This window comes from Flavobacterium sp. NG2, assembly GCF_034119845.1.
In the GTDB taxonomy this organism is placed as follows: domain Bacteria; phylum Bacteroidota; class Bacteroidia; order Flavobacteriales; family Flavobacteriaceae; genus Flavobacterium.
Map to the genome: position 1 here is coordinate 3,984,633 of NZ_CP139420.1, position 15,071 is coordinate 3,999,703.

Annotated in this window: 16 protein-coding genes; all 16 read left to right on the top strand. The window is 34.9% G+C overall.

The window, feature by feature from the left end:
• The first annotated feature begins 94 nt into the window (after positions 1 to 94).
• Positions 95 to 586, top strand: a complete 492-nt coding sequence (locus tag SLW70_RS15960; RefSeq protein WP_320889651.1) for a rhodanese-like domain-containing protein — start codon at positions 95 to 97, stop codon at positions 584 to 586.
• On the top strand, positions 576 to 1,169 hold the full coding sequence (locus SLW70_RS15965; protein ID WP_320889652.1) for a TIGR04282 family arsenosugar biosynthesis glycosyltransferase: 594 nt from the start codon (positions 576 to 578) through the stop codon (positions 1,167 to 1,169). The genes SLW70_RS15960 and SLW70_RS15965 overlap by 11 nt, the downstream gene beginning before the upstream one ends.
• Entirely contained in the window at positions 1,169 to 2,041 is an 873-nt protein-coding gene (locus tag SLW70_RS15970) for a sterol desaturase family protein (RefSeq protein ID WP_320889653.1), read from the top strand. Before SLW70_RS15965 ends, SLW70_RS15970 begins: the two co-directional genes overlap by 1 nt.
• 63 nt (positions 2,042 to 2,104) lie before the next feature.
• The gene (locus SLW70_RS15975) at positions 2,105 to 2,863 is read left to right on the top strand and encodes a DUF547 domain-containing protein (protein WP_320889654.1); all 759 of its coding nucleotides are present in this window, start codon (positions 2,105 to 2,107) and stop codon (positions 2,861 to 2,863) included.
• On the top strand, positions 2,856 to 3,548 hold the full coding sequence (locus tag SLW70_RS15980) for a TIGR04283 family arsenosugar biosynthesis glycosyltransferase (RefSeq protein ID WP_320889655.1): 693 nt from the start codon (positions 2,856 to 2,858) through the stop codon (positions 3,546 to 3,548). The genes SLW70_RS15975 and SLW70_RS15980 overlap by 8 nt, the downstream gene beginning before the upstream one ends.
• 280 nt (positions 3,549 to 3,828) lie before the next feature.
• Positions 3,829 to 4,611, top strand: a complete 783-nt coding sequence (locus SLW70_RS15985; protein WP_320889656.1) for a hypothetical protein — start codon at positions 3,829 to 3,831, stop codon at positions 4,609 to 4,611.
• A 40-nt stretch (positions 4,612 to 4,651) separates the two neighbouring features.
• Positions 4,652 to 5,947 (top strand): FAD/NAD(P)-binding oxidoreductase, encoded by a 1,296-nt coding sequence (locus SLW70_RS15990; RefSeq protein ID WP_320889657.1) that lies wholly within the window; start codon positions 4,652 to 4,654, stop codon positions 5,945 to 5,947.
• Position 5,948: 1 nt separating this feature from the next.
• Positions 5,949 to 7,541 (top strand): 4Fe-4S binding protein, encoded by a 1,593-nt coding sequence (locus SLW70_RS15995; RefSeq protein ID WP_320889659.1) that lies wholly within the window; start codon positions 5,949 to 5,951, stop codon positions 7,539 to 7,541.
• Between the two features lie 216 nt (positions 7,542 to 7,757).
• Positions 7,758 to 8,150 carry a hypothetical protein gene (locus tag SLW70_RS16000; RefSeq protein ID WP_320889660.1) on the top strand — a complete coding sequence of 131 codons (393 nt, stop codon included), beginning with the start codon at positions 7,758 to 7,760 and terminating at the stop codon, positions 8,148 to 8,150.
• A complete protein-coding gene (locus SLW70_RS16005; protein ID WP_320889661.1) occupies positions 8,147 to 8,836 on the top strand; it encodes a glycosyltransferase family 2 protein in 690 nt (229 codons plus the stop codon). The genes SLW70_RS16000 and SLW70_RS16005 overlap by 4 nt, the downstream gene beginning before the upstream one ends.
• Before the next feature lie 3 nt (positions 8,837 to 8,839).
• Positions 8,840 to 10,321 (top strand): cellulose synthase family protein, encoded by a 1,482-nt coding sequence (locus SLW70_RS16010; RefSeq protein ID WP_320889662.1) that lies wholly within the window; start codon positions 8,840 to 8,842, stop codon positions 10,319 to 10,321.
• Between the two features lie 5 nt (positions 10,322 to 10,326).
• Positions 10,327 to 11,661 (top strand): polyprenol phosphomannose-dependent alpha 1,6 mannosyltransferase MptB, encoded by a 1,335-nt coding sequence (gene mptB, locus SLW70_RS16015; protein WP_320889663.1) that lies wholly within the window; start codon positions 10,327 to 10,329, stop codon positions 11,659 to 11,661.
• A 24-nt stretch (positions 11,662 to 11,685) separates the two neighbouring features.
• Positions 11,686 to 12,267 (top strand): sigma-70 family RNA polymerase sigma factor, encoded by a 582-nt coding sequence (locus tag SLW70_RS16020; RefSeq protein WP_320889664.1) that lies wholly within the window; start codon positions 11,686 to 11,688, stop codon positions 12,265 to 12,267.
• A gap of 27 nt (positions 12,268 to 12,294) precedes the next feature.
• The gene (locus tag SLW70_RS16025; protein ID WP_320889665.1) at positions 12,295 to 12,552 is read left to right on the top strand and encodes a hypothetical protein; all 258 of its coding nucleotides are present in this window, start codon (positions 12,295 to 12,297) and stop codon (positions 12,550 to 12,552) included.
• A 19-nt stretch (positions 12,553 to 12,571) separates the two neighbouring features.
• The gene (locus SLW70_RS16030) at positions 12,572 to 13,513 is read left to right on the top strand and encodes a patatin-like phospholipase family protein (protein WP_320889666.1); all 942 of its coding nucleotides are present in this window, start codon (positions 12,572 to 12,574) and stop codon (positions 13,511 to 13,513) included.
• Between the two features lie 239 nt (positions 13,514 to 13,752).
• The gene (locus SLW70_RS16035) at positions 13,753 to 14,775 is read left to right on the top strand and encodes a glycoside hydrolase family 113 (protein ID WP_320889667.1); all 1,023 of its coding nucleotides are present in this window, start codon (positions 13,753 to 13,755) and stop codon (positions 14,773 to 14,775) included.
• The last annotated feature ends 296 nt before the right edge of the window (positions 14,776 to 15,071 follow it).

Consider the following 15,071-nt stretch of genomic DNA (forward strand, 5'->3'; position numbering starts at 1 on the left):
ATTTAGCCCCTAAGCAGTAAGAGCTTATTGAATTCCTGTCAGGATTTTTCTTTTGAACGTCTACCAAATTAAATACCTTTATCAAAAAACTAGAATGCGCTATTTAATTATATCCTTATTATTGTTATTGGGTTTTGTGGTTAAATCGCAAAACTCAATTCCTGAAGTACTCGAAAAATACAATAAAAAAACGGTTCCCTACATCAATGTTGGTGAATTGAAGAGCACGAATTGTCTTTTACTTGATACACGTGAACCTAAAGAATACAAAATAAGCCACATCCCTAAAGCGATTGCTGTGGGGTATAACCAGTTTAACTTAAAAAACCTTGCTACTAAAATCAAAGACAAAAAAACACCTATTATCGTCTATTGCTCAATAGGTGTGCGCAGCGAACAAATAGGAGAAAAACTTAAAAAAGCTGGTTATACTAATGTTTACAACTTATATGGCGGGATTTTTGAGTATAAAAACAAAGGAGGTAAAGTCGTCAACTCAAATAACATAGAAACAGATAGCGTTCATGCTTTTAACAAGCAATGGAGTGTTTACTTAAAAAAAGGAATCAAAGTATATGAAGACTAAGGCACTCATTATTTTTACCCGTAATCCCGAATTAGGAAAAGTAAAAACCCGATTGGCAAAAACCATCGGCGATGAAAAAGCCTTACAAGTGTACAAAGATTTATTGCAACATACCATGGAACAAACCCAAAATTTGGATTGTGATAAATATGTTTTTTACGACACCATTGTTATCGAAAATGACATTTGGAACCCCAATGATTATCACAAAAAAGTACAAGTTTCAGGCGATCTAGGAACCAAAATGCACGCAGCCTTTGAATTGCTTTTTGATTTAGGTTACCAAAAGTGTATTATCATAGGCAGTGATTTATTCGACCTGAAAACTGCTATTATCCGTCAAGCGTTTGAAGATTTAGATAAAATAGAAACCGTCATAGGCCCAGCCGAAGATGGTGGTTATTATTTATTAGGTTTAAAAAAGAACAACAAACTTATTTTTCAAAATAAAGATTGGGGCACTTCTTCTGTTTTGGAATCTACTTTGAAAGACTTAGAAAAAAATCAAGTACATTTATTAGAAACTTTGAATGATATCGATACCATCGACGATTTAGAAAAAAGCAATTACATTTTGAAGTAATGGAAAAATACATTGACACCATAATCAATTCCTACCAAGGCTATTTTAATTATTTAAAAAACGAAATCCTTTTCCCAAATTGGGACAACTATTTCTATGGATTAATCGCTATTTCATTAGGTGTTTGGATTTTAGAATTGCTTTTTCCTTGGCGAAAAAATCAAAAGGTCTTACGAAAAGATTTCTGGCTGGATTTATTCTATTTATTCTTTAATTTTTTCTTGCTCAATCTTATTCTATTAATTGCGTTGTCTAATGTTTCGGAGCAACTCATCAATGATTTTCTAGGATTGTTTGGTCTCGAATTGAGCTCTATTCAGTTATTTTCGATTTCAGAATTGCCTCGAGTTTGGTCGTTATTAATATTCTTCCTCATCAGCGATTTTATTCAGTGGAACGTTCACCGATTGCTACATACCATTCCGTTTTTATGGAAAATCCATCAAACCCATCATAGTGTTAAGGAAATGGGGTTTGCAGCGCACTTTCGATACAATTGGATGGAACCCATTGTCTATAAATCCATATTATATATTCCAATCATTATAATAGGTGGCGTAAATTTACAAGATGTATTTATCGTTCATTTTATCAGCATTGCCATTGGTCATTTGAATCACGCCAACATTGGTTGGGATTATGGTATCTTCAAATACATCATCAATAATCCTAAAATGCATATTTGGCATCACAGCAAAAAAATCCCCAACAAATACGGCATCAATTTTGGGATTTCCTTAAGTCTTTGGGACTATCTTTTTAAAACCAATTATATTCCATCGGATGGAAAAAATATCGAACTGGGTTTTGAAAATGACAACGAATTTCCAGAAGATTTTATCGAACAAGAATTATATCCCTTAAAAAAATAATATTTTTTGTCAGGAAAAACAAAGCTTCCCGACTATCCTATTAAATAATTAAAAAATAAACAGATGAAAAAAATACTTTTATCCCTCCTATTTATACCCTTATTGGTTATGGGATGTATTCAAAAAAAAACATCCGCTAATCCAAATTCAATTCAGATAATTGCTTCAGAAACCATTAAAAATGTGGATCACTCTAAATGGGACGCCTTATTAAAAAAACATGTTTCAGCTAATGGAAATGTAAACTACAAAGGGTTTCTAAAAGACAAGACAGCTTTAGAAGCCTATTTAGATGTTTTAGAAGCGAATGTACCTTCAAAATCATGGAGCCGAAATGCTACTTTAGCGTATTGGATTAATGTTTACAATGCCTTTACAGTTAAATTAATTATTGATAATTACCCTGTCAAAAGCATCAAAGAAATCAGTAATCCTTGGGGTAAAAAGTTTTTCGCCTTAGGCGGTCAAAAATATAGTTTAGAACAAGTAGAGCATGAAATTCTACGTAAAATGGGCGAACCACGCATCCATTTTGCTATTAACTGTGCTTCATTTTCTTGTCCGAATTTGTTAAACGAGGCCTATACAGAAGCCAATTTAAGTAAACAACTAGCACAAGTTGCCAAAAGTTTCATTAATGATAAAACTAAAAATACCATTACAAAATCTAAAATTGAAGTTTCTGAAATTTTCAATTGGTTTGCTGGCGATTTTAAAACCAAAGGTTCGTTGATTGATTTTTTAAATCAATACAGCTCCGTAAAAATTGATGCTAAAGCAAAAACAAGTTACAAAGATTATAACTGGAGTTTGAATGAATAAGATTTCGATAATCATCCCGATATACAACGAGGCTGAAACCATTCGGTCTGTTTTGTTGTATCTTGAGAATGTGATTTCGAAAAAAATCCCTTATGAAGTAATTGTAGTTGATGGCGGAAGTACCGATGGTTCCTTGGAACAAATCAATATTTCAGACAAAATACAATGCATAACATCAGAAAAAGGGAGAGCCAAACAAATGAATGCGGGCGCTAAACGGGCAACTGGAACAATTTTGTATTTTTTGCATTGTGATAGTTTCCCGCCCCAAGATTTCGATTTATTGATTGAAAAGGAAATTAATAAAGGGAATCAAGCGGGTTGTTTCCGAATGAAATTTGACCTGAAACACCCGCTTTTATCCATCTGCCAGTGGTTCACCCGGTTTAATCACAAGAGTTGTCGTGGTGGTGACCAGTCATTATTTGTATGCAAAAAACTGTTTGACAGCATCATTGGCTTTGACGAAAATTGCATTATTTATGAAGACAACGAAATTATAGAACGGCTTTACGCCAAAAAACAATTTGTTGTGATACCGCACTACCTGATTACATCGGCACGAAAACACAAACAAAACGGGGTTTGGAAATTACAATACCATTTTGGAGTGATTCATCTCAAAAAAAGGATGGGACATTCGATAAATAGCTTACAAGAATATTATAATAGAAACATTATCTAAAACAATAAAACCATTAAGAAATTAAGTATCATTTAGTTTTACTGAATTATCTAAATTTAAAGATTTGAAATATTTCATTTTAATTGTAACAAAATCTGCCAAATCTGCTAAAAAAATCAGCATGCAGATTTGACAGATTTATGCAGATATTAATTTAAAAATGTCTTTATATAAATGAACGTTAACATTTCTTTGCCAAAGATTTCTCTTCCTTTATTGAAACCTTTAACACAAAAACACAACTCATTTTCAAAGAATTAAACTTAAAAAAATAATAAAAATGAATCCATTTACAAAAACGGCCGTAGTACTTTTTCTAGCAACACTTTCATTAGCAAGTTGTAAATCATCTAAAGAAGAAGAAAAAAACAAAGAAGAAGAAACTTTCGTTCAAAAAACCGAAAAAGCACACCAAAAAGAAGCTTTTAGCGCAAAAGAAGCGATACAATTTGACATCCAATTATTATTTGGTGGCCAAGAACGTTTGAACGCTACTGTAACACTTTTAACCAATTCCAGCAAAGGATTAATTGAATTTAAAAATGGTTCCAAAATTATTACAGACCATGACAAAGTATTTTACTCCTCTGATGTTCCTTCTGAAAAATCGGTTCGATTTGACGCTTATACTTGGTCGTATTTCTTTTTATTCCCATATAAAATGAGCGATGGCGGTACTAAATGGGAAAACTATGAAAACAAAGAATCTGATCACGAAAAATTTGACAGCCAACGCCTAACATTTGAAGCAGGAACGGGCGACGCTCCTGATGATTGGTATGTGGTTTATTCCAATAAAGAAACCAATTTAATTGAAAAAGCGGCTTATATTGTCACTGCTAATAAAAACAAAGAAGAAGCCGAGAAAAATCCGCATGCTATAAAATATACAGATTACACAACTATTGACGGCATTCCTGTGGCAACAAAATGGAGTTTTTGGGAATGGGCAGCTGATAAAGGTTTGACCGAAGAAATTGGAAATGCAACGCTATCCAACATCAAATTCATAAAAGTAGATGCCAATACTTTTACCCCTGCTGCCGATTTTAAAACTATCTAAAATCGATTTCAAAAAGCTATTCACATAATACCACCTATTTATGGAACATATTGTCATCATTGGTAACGGAATTTCGGGAGTTACACTCGCCAGACACATTCGGAAACAATCGGATTCTAAAATCACCATCATTTCATCGGAAACAGAATTTTTCTTTTCGCGTACGGCTTTGATGTATGTTTTTATGGGACATATGAAGTTTGAGCACACACAACCGTATGAAAATGATTTTTGGAAAAAAAACAAGATTGACCTACTCCATAAAAAAGTGACCCAAGTTTTTCCAAAAGAGAAATCTATCATTTTAGACGGAAATACAGTTTTTACTTTTGATAAATTAGTCATTGCTACGGGTTCTAAGTCAAATAAATTTGGCTGGCCAGGACAAGATTTAAAAGGGGTTACAGGCTTATACCACAAACAAGATTTGGAAAACTTAGAACAATGGGCTTCTACTACTAAAAGAGCCGTGATTGTGGGTGGTGGCTTAATCGGAATCGAACTGGCTGAAATGCTGCATTCGCGTAAAATCCCCGTGACGTTCTTGGTCCGTGAAAAGAGTTTTTGGGATGGTGTTTTGCCTTTTGCCGAAAGCCAAATGATTAATCGTCATATTCTAGAACATCATATTGATTTGCGATTAGACAGCAGTTTGAAGGAAATCATTTCAGACGAAAATGGTCATGCCAAAGCCATTATCACTGACAAAGGCGAAACCATCGAATGCCAAATCGTAGGATTGACCGCGGGCGTTTCTCCCAATGTGGACTTCTTGAAAGATTCGGGAATTGAATTAGGGCGAGGTGTCAAAGTGAATCGGTTTTTAGAGACCAATTGCAAGGATATTTATGCCATTGGCGATTGTGCCGAGCAACATGAAGGCATTGATTTACGACGACCTATTGAAGCCGTTTGGTACACGGGTAGAATGATGGGCGAAGCTTTGGCACAAACCCTCACAGGAAAACGCACTGAATACAAACCGGGACATTGGTTCAACTCGGCTAAATTTTTCGATATCGAATACCAAACTTACGGTTGGGTTTGGGCTCAGCCAAAGGAATACGAAGCCCAATTGTATTGGGAAGACAAGACAGGCAAAAAAGCCATCCGAATTTCGTATCACAAAGAAACAGGAGTATTCCTAGGCATAAACACCTTCGGCATCCGCATGCGTCATGCCTTTTTTGATAAAGTTCTCACTGAAAACAAAACAATTGATTATGTCATTCAACATTTGAATCAAGCCAATTTTGACCCTGAACTATACAAAAGTCATACTAAAGAAATTCAATCACAATTCATTAACCAAGGTGTTGAAATTAAAACTGCATAACATGAGTAAATCAATTAAAAACATATCGATTGCCTCACACGAGAACAACGGTCTTGACAGCATCCAAAAATCAGGAATTGCTGTTGGTTTAATCGGTTTGTTTATCATGGCGTTGGCGCTATTCAATTTTAATTTTCCCAATAAAGAAATTTGGCTGACAGCATCTATAATCGCTATTTTTACAGGAATACTTGTTTATTCGAACAGAACCTACCTGAACAAACCCGAAGGAATCCAAAATAACCATGTGTGGACATCCGGACTAACAAACAAAGGAACAGTCGCTTGGATGATAGGAATTATTTTGACAACCTTTTATGTAGTGTTATATTGGTTCCCTAGCTATCTCGGACTGAATTCAGAAGGCGGAACAAATACCGGAATTGTTGGTTTTTTCGACCCGTTGAGTTTGATGTTAAACGGAAAACCAGCCAGTCAATGGTTTGTATATGGAACACTTTATACGGTTGCTATTTTAGGATTGGGTTACAAATTCATTTTAAAATACCGTCATAACAAATACCAGTTGGTTCGTACGCTTTCGGTTATGTTTTTCCAGTTGGGGTTTGCTTTTTTAATTCCTGAAATTCTCGAAAAGCTAAATCCTGAGAAAGCTTATTTTGCCAAAGATTTAAAAAATATGTGGCCGTTGAACTATTACTTTTTTGACGAATGGCATTTAAAAAACCTTATCAATGGTGGCGATTTAGGCGCTTTTATGTTGATTTTTGGAGTGGCGTTGATTTTTATCATCTCCCCTATCCTTACTTATTTTTATGGTAAACGTTGGTATTGCTCTTGGGTTTGTGGCTGTGGAGGACTAGCCGAAACTGCTGGAGATAGTTTCCGACATTTGAGTGACAACTCGGTTAAAGCTTGGAAAATTGAACGCTGGATGATTCATTCGGTTTTAGTATTTGCCTTTGTGAGTACCATTGCGGTGATATTTACATTTCTTTCTAACAATCCTGAAATGAGCTTTATTACCAGAGACCAATTTGTATGGGGAATCGTTATTTTCTTAGGAATCTTCACTTCGCTTTTATATGCTTTCAAAAGAAAAGACCTGGATACGGATGCAGTTTACACCATGCTAACTTTAGTAGTCATTATGGTGCTTGCTATCATAATGAATTATTTTTCGGGCAACCAAAACATCTTTTTTATCGATAGTTATAAATTAAGAGAATGGTACGGTTTTGCTATTGGAGCAGCTTTTAGTGGTGTGGTTGGCGTTGGGTTTTATCCCATTATGGGAAATCGAGTTTGGTGTCGTTTTGGTTGTCCTATGGCAGCGGTTTTAGGATTGCAACAACGTTTGTTTTCAAGATTTAGAATCACGACTAACGGCGGTCAATGCATCTCTTGTGGTAACTGCTCAACCTATTGCGAAATGGGAATCGATGTGCGTAGCTATGCTCAAAAAGGAGAAAATATTGTACGTTCATCCTGCGTAGGTTGTGGAATTTGTGCGGCAGTTTGTCCTCGTGGCGTATTGAAATTAGAAAATGATACGCCTTCAGGTCGTATCAATGCAAACGAAATCTTATTAGGAAATGATGTGGATTTAATGGATTTAGTGAATCAAAAATAAGTACAGTTAAATTACAAGAAAGTAGATTTGGACTTTCATTTATATAAAATCTAAATTATTATCCGCGTAAATCTGCCAAATCTGCGTGCAAATTTTTTCACGCAGATTTTTGCAGATGAGGCAGATTTATAAAAAAGGATTACAGAAAATTAAAAGGATAAGCACACATTAATCCTTTTAATCTGTGGCTAAAAAAATTAATTTGAGCATAATAAAATGACAAAAGGACTTTTTCTGCTTTTAATGATGACTGTTTTCGGAACTTCCGAACAAAAGCAGTATTCGAAAAATTATTATCCAAATGGAAAAATGCAATGTGAAGGTTGGTTAAGCCAAAACCAAAAGGTCGATTATTGGTTTTTCTATTATGAAAATGGCAATAAAAAAGAAGAAGGACACTATCTTGCCAACAAAAAACAAAAATGGTGGCTGTTTTATGATTCGAATGAAACCCTTATACGAAAAACCGAATATCAAAACGACAAACCACACGGACTAAACCTCCTCTACAAAGACGGAAAAATAGTCAAGGCCGAAAAATATAAAATGGGCAGTAAAACAAACGAATGGAACAGCCTTTCGGCCTACCAAAAAGACAACACTAAATGAATTCAATTGTCGTAATTATACCCGCTTACAATGAGGAAAAAGCCATTGGTCATGTTATCAGCGAAATTCCAGATTTTGTAAACGAAATTATTGTAGTGAGCAACAATTCTACTGACAACACGATGGCAGTTGCGCAAAAAGCGGGTGCTACGGTTTTATCCGAAAATAAAAAAGGTTATGGTTATGCCTGTTTAAAAGGCTTGGAATACCTCGCCCAAAAAGAAAACAAGCCCTATATTGTGGTATTCTTAGATGGCGATTATTCTGACTATCCTGAAGAATTAGTAAAACTTACTAATCCAATTATAAACGAAAATATCGATTTTGTCATTGGTGCTAGAGTATCCGCTTTACGCGAAAAACACGCGATGACCCCCCAACAAATTTTCGGGAACTGGTTGGCTACTTTTTTAATGGAACTGTTTTTCAAAGCTAAATACACCGATTTAGGTCCGTTTCGAGCCATTAAGTACCAAAAATTGTTAGCTTTGAAAATGGAGGACAAAACCTATGGCTGGACTGTCGAAATGCAACTGAAAGTCCTCCAACAAAAAATGACTTATATCGAAATTCCTGTGCGCTACAAAAATCGAATTGGAGTTTCCAAAGTTTCTGGTACGGTCAAGGGAACTATTATGGCTGGAATCAAAATCATCGGTTGGATTTTTAAATACACCTTCAAATAAACTATGTTAATACTATCATATATTATTTTAATCCTTTACGTTATTTCGATTGTATTGATTTTCTTTTATGGACTGGCACAATTCAACCTGCTACTCAATTATTTGAAAAGTAAAAAACAAAGCGAGAACGCTCCACAATATGATTTTGAAAAAGGAGACGCCTACCCTTTTGTTACTGTACAATTACCGCTTTATAACGAAAAATATGTAACCGAACGTTTGTTGCGCACCATATCCCAATTAGAATACCCGAAATCCAAACTTGAAATCCAAGTACTTGATGATAGTACTGATGAAAGTGTCATCCAAACCCAAGAATTAATTGAAGAATTAACGCAAACTGGTTTGGATATTGTTCATATAAAGAGAACGAACAGAACTGGTTTCAAAGCTGGTGCGCTCAAAGAAGGCCTCGAAGTTGCCAAAGGCGAATTCATCGCTATTTTTGATGCCGACTTTGTCCCTCAAAAAAATTGGTTGTTACTGACCATTCCCTATTTTAAAGATGCTAAAATTGGGGTAGTGCAAACCCGTTGGGGACATTTGAACCGCAATTATTCGATACTAACTAAGATTCAAGCTTTTGCCTTGGATGCGCACTTTACATTGGAACAAGTAGGTCGCAATTCGCAATCCCATTTTATTAATTTTAATGGAACGGCTGGCGTTTGGAGAAAGGATTGTATTCTGGATGCCGGAAATTGGCAGAGCGATACCCTAACCGAAGATTTAGATCTAAGTTACCGTGCCCAACTTAAAAATTGGAAATTCAAATACCTCGAAAACATTGCAACTCCCGCTGAATTGCCTGCCATCATCAGTGCGGCTCGTTCACAGCAATTTCGTTGGAACAAAGGTGGCGCCGAAAATTTCTCCAAAAATGCCAAACGTGTTTTAAACTCAGATACTATTTCGTTTAAAACCAAAGCACACGGAATTTTGCATTTATTAAACAGCTCGATGTTTTTGGCACTATTTATCATGGCTATATTGAGTATTCCCGTGCTTTTTATCAAACAGCGTTATCCCCAATTTGAATACCTGTTTCATTTTTTATTCTTTTTCATTATTACCTCAATCTTGTTTTTTATCAGCTATTGGTTTACTTACAAGAGTATTCATGGCGGTGGTTTCAAAAATTTCATCCAGTACATTGGTTTGTTTTTTACCTTTTACACCATAGCCATGGGATTTTCATTTCACAATACGGTAGCGGTTTTAGAAGGATTATGGGGCAAGAAAAGTGAATTTGTACGCACACCAAAATTGAATATCGAAGGTCTTAAAGACAAATGGAAACAAAACAGTTATTTACCCAAAAAGCTATCCAAAAATGTCTTTTTTGAAGGTTTATTGATGCTCTATTTTTCCTTTGGAATATACAGCGCCTTTTATCTTGGGGATTATAGTTTGTCTTTTTTACACATTATGCTTAGTATTGGTTATGGTTATGTTTTTGTTCAATCTATTGCTGTTCCCAAATGAGTTCGATGGTTTCAAATAATACTAAATCATACCTATTCCTCAGCCTGAGTCTGTTTTTGTATGGCTATTTGGGATATTTTTTGGAACGAAAGGAATTTGCGCTTTTGGTTGTTGGATTTGTATTGCTGTTCTTTTGTGCTTATCAAATCATTCAATTACAAAAAAATAATACCTCCTTTTTAATAACAACAGCCATTGCTATTCGGTTGCTTTTACTTTTGGTTGTCCCCAATTTATCGCAGGATTATTTCCGTTTTATTTGGGATGGTCGTTTGATATTGGAAGGAATCAATCCGTATCTGTATTTACCCGACAATCTAATTTTACAACCCAACTTTACTATTGCAAATACAGCCGAATTACACCAAGGCATGGGCAGTTTGAGTGCCAGTCATTTCTCCAATTATCCTCCTGTTAATCAATTATTCTTTGCTATTGCTGCTTTTTTTAGCAACAATACGATTCTTGGTGCGGTCATCGGAATGCGTGTCATTATTATTTTGGCTGATATTGGGACGCTTTATTTTGGAACCAAATTATTGCAACAACTCGGCTTCGAGAAACACCGTATCTTTTGGTACATTCTCAATCCTTTAGTCATTATCGAATTGACTGCCAATCTTCATTTTGAAGGAGTGATGTTGTTCTTTTTAACTTGGAGCCTTTATTTGTTACACCAAAACAAATGGAAATGGGCAGCCGTAATTCTAGCTTTATCCATTTCGACTAAGCTATTGCCTTTACTTTTATTACCATTGTTTTTACAAAAAATTGGTTGGAAAAAAATCATCTATTTCTACAGTATCATCATCGGACTCAACATCGTATTTTTTCTCCCGTTTCTTTCGGCTGAATTGATTCATAATTACAGCGAAACTATCGGACTTTGGTTTACAAATTTTGAATTCAATGCGAGTCTCTATTATATCATTCGAGAAATAGGATTTTGGGTCAAAGGCTATAATATCATTCATACCACGGGAAAAATTATCCCTATAATCATGGTGCTTTTTATCGTGTACCAAGCGCTAATCGGAAAAAACAAAACCACAACTCAATTGCTACAAAGTTTTCTGATAGTGCTTACTGTTTATTTTTTAAGTTCCACTACAGTGCATCCTTGGTACATCATTAATTTGGTTTTAATTGCTGTTTTCACTCGTTTCAACTATCCCATTATTTGGAGTTTAACCGTAATTTTAAGTTATAGTGCTTACGCTAATGCCACTTCCAAAGAGAATTTCATATTGATAGCTGTAGAATATAGTATCGTTATTTTATTCCTAATTTTTGAATTTCGTGATAAATTTCCCTTTAAAAAATCAGTATATTTGGACTAAACATCATTAGAAAGTCAATATACAATGAGTATCGCTATAGAAAACACAAAATCAGCTGTAGAAAGCTGGGTTCATCAATTTGGTGACGAACTCTATTCTTGGGCATTTTACAAGACCTCTTCCAAAGAAACAGCCGAGGATTTGGTTCAAGAAACCTTTCTAGCTGCCTTCAATAAAATAGATAGTTTTCAAGGTAAAAGCCAACCTAAAACTTGGTTGTTTGCTATTTTAAACAATAAAGTAATAGATTATTATCGTCAGTCAGCTCGAACAACCAAAAACAACTTTCATCTTACAGAAGATAGCGGTTTTGAACTTTCTGATGGCTTATTCAATTCAACCGAAAATTGGATTGACAAAAACATAAATCCAGTTTGGGAACAAGACGAGGAACTATTAGACAATCCAGATTTTAACCTTGTCATGCAATATTGTATGGAAGAGCTACCTCAAAAATGGAAACTAGCCGTTACGGCTAAATATTTATCCAATAACAAAGCAGAGCTTATCTGTAAGGAACTGGATATCAAAGCGTCAAACTATTGGCAAATTATTCACCGAGCCAAATTGCTCTTGAAACAATGTCTAGAATCAAAATGGGACTAACTAGAGAGACACATAATGAACAAATTAATGCAAATGCTAGTAAAATCTTGTAAAATAACTACGGAGCTAATTGACAAACAACAATTAACACCACTATCTGTAAAGGAAAAGCTCCAATTACAAACACATAAAGCGATGTGTAAGACTTGTAATGCCTATGAAAAACAATCTAAAATCATTGATAGTTTAATCAACCGATGGTTTAGATTTAGTGAGACAAATAAAACAGAAAAATTAAGTCCCGAAAAAAAGAACGCAATTATAGACCAAATCAAAAAAGTATAACCCCAAAAAAAAGGCATTAATGAGAGCATTAATCATTTCAGGCGGAGGCAGCAAAGGCGCTTTTGCAGGTGGAATAGCCGAATATTTAATCAATGATTGTTGCAACCAATACGAATTGTATGTAGGTTGCTCGACGGGCTGCTTATTATTGCCTCATTTAGCTTTGGGCGAAATTGAAAAAATTAAAAAAATATATACTTCTGTTTCTCAAGAAGATATTTTCAGTATTTCTCCTTTTATCATCAAAAAAACCAAAGACGGCTACGATACTAAAATTAATCACTTTAATTCTGTATTATCCTTTATCAAGGGCTGTCCTACCTTTGGCGAAAGCCACAACCTGAGACGTCTTATTAAAAAGAGCATTACTGCCGAGGAGTATAATCGACTACAAGAAGAAAATAAAAAAGTCATCGTAACGGTTTCCAACCTAACCTTGAACCAAATCGAATATTTTAATTCAAAGGAATGTACCCATGAAGAGTTTTGCGATTGGGCTTGGGCCTCGTCTAATTACACTCCTTTCATGAGTTTGTTTAGCAAAGATGGGTACCAATATGCCGATGGCGGTTTTGGGAATTTCGTTCCTATTTCCTGTGCTATCGAAAATGGAGCTACCGAAATTGACGTCATCATTCTCGAAAATGAAGTCCAAAATTTGCATTTACCTATAATAAAAAATGCTTTCTCGCTTCTGTTTAGAACTTTTCAGTTCATGAAAAACACTAACAACTCTAAGGACATCATCATTGGAAAACTCATTGGTTTAAACCAAAATATCAAAATCAATTTTTACTTCACTCCTGAACAACTCACAGACAACCCCTTGATTTTCGACCCCGCCGAAATGACAAAATGGTGGAATGACGGTTATGAATATGCTAAATCCCGCCAACCTGATAGTTTTTGTCATATCCCTCAAAAAGAGGAAAAAAAACAAGAACAAGAGCAAGAAGATTAAAACAATTAGGGCACAACCCCACTTCCACTCCGTTTCAGTGCGGTCGGGCTATTCGTTACAATCTTTTTATTATTCCGCTATCGCTACATAATAAAAAGAATTTCCACTGCTATCCCTTGTGCAAATTCGTTTGCATAGGAATATTTTGTTTTGAATTGTAGTTTTCCTAATACAATGCCAAAGAGTTAATTATAGCCAAAAAAACGTACTAATCCTCCTTTTTGACTAAATTTACAAGTATGAAAAAGTCGGCAATCATTCTTCTTTTACTTATTACGGTTTTGCTAAGTGGCTTTGCACTTTACAGCACTGCAAAAACCATAATATGTGTTGCTAAATACAATCCGGAATACAAAGGCATGAATTTAGTCGCACCCAGATCGGCCATCGATAAAATAACCTTTCAAGAACTAGCAGAGCATCATATAAATTCTATTTCACTTATTCCCTATGCCTTCGTAGACATGGATAAGGCTGCTGTCATCTACAATCATAAAAAACAATGGTGGGGAGAAAGTACCGCAGGAATCATCGAATGCATTAAGCTTGCGCATCGCCATCAAATGAAAATCATGCTGAAACCACACCTTTGGGTCAATCACCAATTCTTTACGGGAAATCTTGATTTTGCTACTGTTCAAGAATGGGAAAATTGGGAAACTGATTATGAAAAATACATTCTACAATACGCCCAAATTGCTCAAGATGAAAAAGTAGATCTTTTCTGTTTTGGAACCGAATTGCAAAATCCAATAGCCAAAAGACCCCAATTCTGGATGCAATTAATTAGAAAAATCAAGAAAATATATACTGGAAAACTGACCTATGCAGCTAATTGGGACGAATATGACAAAGTCCCTTTTTGGAACCAACTCGACTATATTGGAGTAGATGCCTATTTCCCCCTATCCGACAAAGAAAACCCATCGATTAGCGACTTTGAAAAAGGATGGCAAAAGCACCTCCCAAAAATGCAAGCCCTTCAAAAGAAAGAAAAGAAAAAGATTTTGTTTACAGAGTTTGGCTATCGCAATTCCAATTATGCCGCTCATGAGCCTTGGAAAGAAAACAACTCAGACCTCAACAATACCGCACAGGCAAACGGATATGAAGCTTTATTTAATACCTTCAAAAATCAAAAATGGTATGCAGGAGGTTTTGCTTGGAAATGGTATGCTGATGATTATCATAAAAAAAGAGCTATCGATTATACACCACAAGAAAAACCTGCCTTAGAGGTTATTAAAAAAAGCTACCAATAGTTTTTTTTTTAAACATTTATTTTTTTAAAACATTTAAGAAATATAAGAACATTAAAGCAGCTTGCGTCTAATAAATATTTGAATCTTAATTTAACATATAAGTCACATAAGTTTTTTTCATACTTACATAGTTTTTGGTACAGTTTCAATAAAAGTCAAAATAACTTAAATGCTCTTAAATTTATTAAATAGTTTAAACTTTTTTTTAGAAAAACTTATACGACTTATATGTTCAAAAATTATCTGCTTCCCGTTACTTAATTGCTCTTAAATTTCTTAAATGGTTAAACCTCTTC

Bases quoted from the DNA above. Each gene is read 5' to 3' on its own strand.
- SLW70_RS15960 (WP_320889651.1), top strand. From the start codon at position 95: ATGCGCTATTTAATTATATCCTTATTATTGTTATTGGGTTTTGTGGTT.
- SLW70_RS15965 (WP_320889652.1), top strand. From the start codon at position 576: ATGAAGACTAAGGCACTCATTATTTTTACCCGTAATCCCGAATTAGGA.
- SLW70_RS15970 (WP_320889653.1), top strand. From the start codon at position 1,169: ATGGAAAAATACATTGACACCATAATCAATTCCTACCAAGGCTATTTT.
- SLW70_RS15975 (WP_320889654.1), top strand. From the start codon at position 2,105: ATGAAAAAAATACTTTTATCCCTCCTATTTATACCCTTATTGGTTATG.
- SLW70_RS15980 (WP_320889655.1), top strand. From the start codon at position 2,856: ATGAATAAGATTTCGATAATCATCCCGATATACAACGAGGCTGAAACC.
- SLW70_RS15985 (WP_320889656.1), top strand. From the start codon at position 3,829: ATGAATCCATTTACAAAAACGGCCGTAGTACTTTTTCTAGCAACACTT.
- SLW70_RS15990 (WP_320889657.1), top strand. From the start codon at position 4,652: ATGGAACATATTGTCATCATTGGTAACGGAATTTCGGGAGTTACACTC.
- SLW70_RS15995 (WP_320889659.1), top strand. From the start codon at position 5,949: ATGAGTAAATCAATTAAAAACATATCGATTGCCTCACACGAGAACAAC.
- SLW70_RS16000 (WP_320889660.1), top strand. From the start codon at position 7,758: ATGACAAAAGGACTTTTTCTGCTTTTAATGATGACTGTTTTCGGAACT.
- SLW70_RS16005 (WP_320889661.1), top strand. From the start codon at position 8,147: ATGAATTCAATTGTCGTAATTATACCCGCTTACAATGAGGAAAAAGCC.
- SLW70_RS16010 (WP_320889662.1), top strand. From the start codon at position 8,840: ATGTTAATACTATCATATATTATTTTAATCCTTTACGTTATTTCGATT.
- mptB (WP_320889663.1), top strand. From the start codon at position 10,327: ATGGTTTCAAATAATACTAAATCATACCTATTCCTCAGCCTGAGTCTG.
- SLW70_RS16020 (WP_320889664.1), top strand. From the start codon at position 11,686: ATGAGTATCGCTATAGAAAACACAAAATCAGCTGTAGAAAGCTGGGTT.
- SLW70_RS16025 (WP_320889665.1), top strand. From the start codon at position 12,295: ATGCAAATGCTAGTAAAATCTTGTAAAATAACTACGGAGCTAATTGAC.
- SLW70_RS16030 (WP_320889666.1), top strand. From the start codon at position 12,572: ATGAGAGCATTAATCATTTCAGGCGGAGGCAGCAAAGGCGCTTTTGCA.
- SLW70_RS16035 (WP_320889667.1), top strand. From the start codon at position 13,753: ATGAAAAAGTCGGCAATCATTCTTCTTTTACTTATTACGGTTTTGCTA.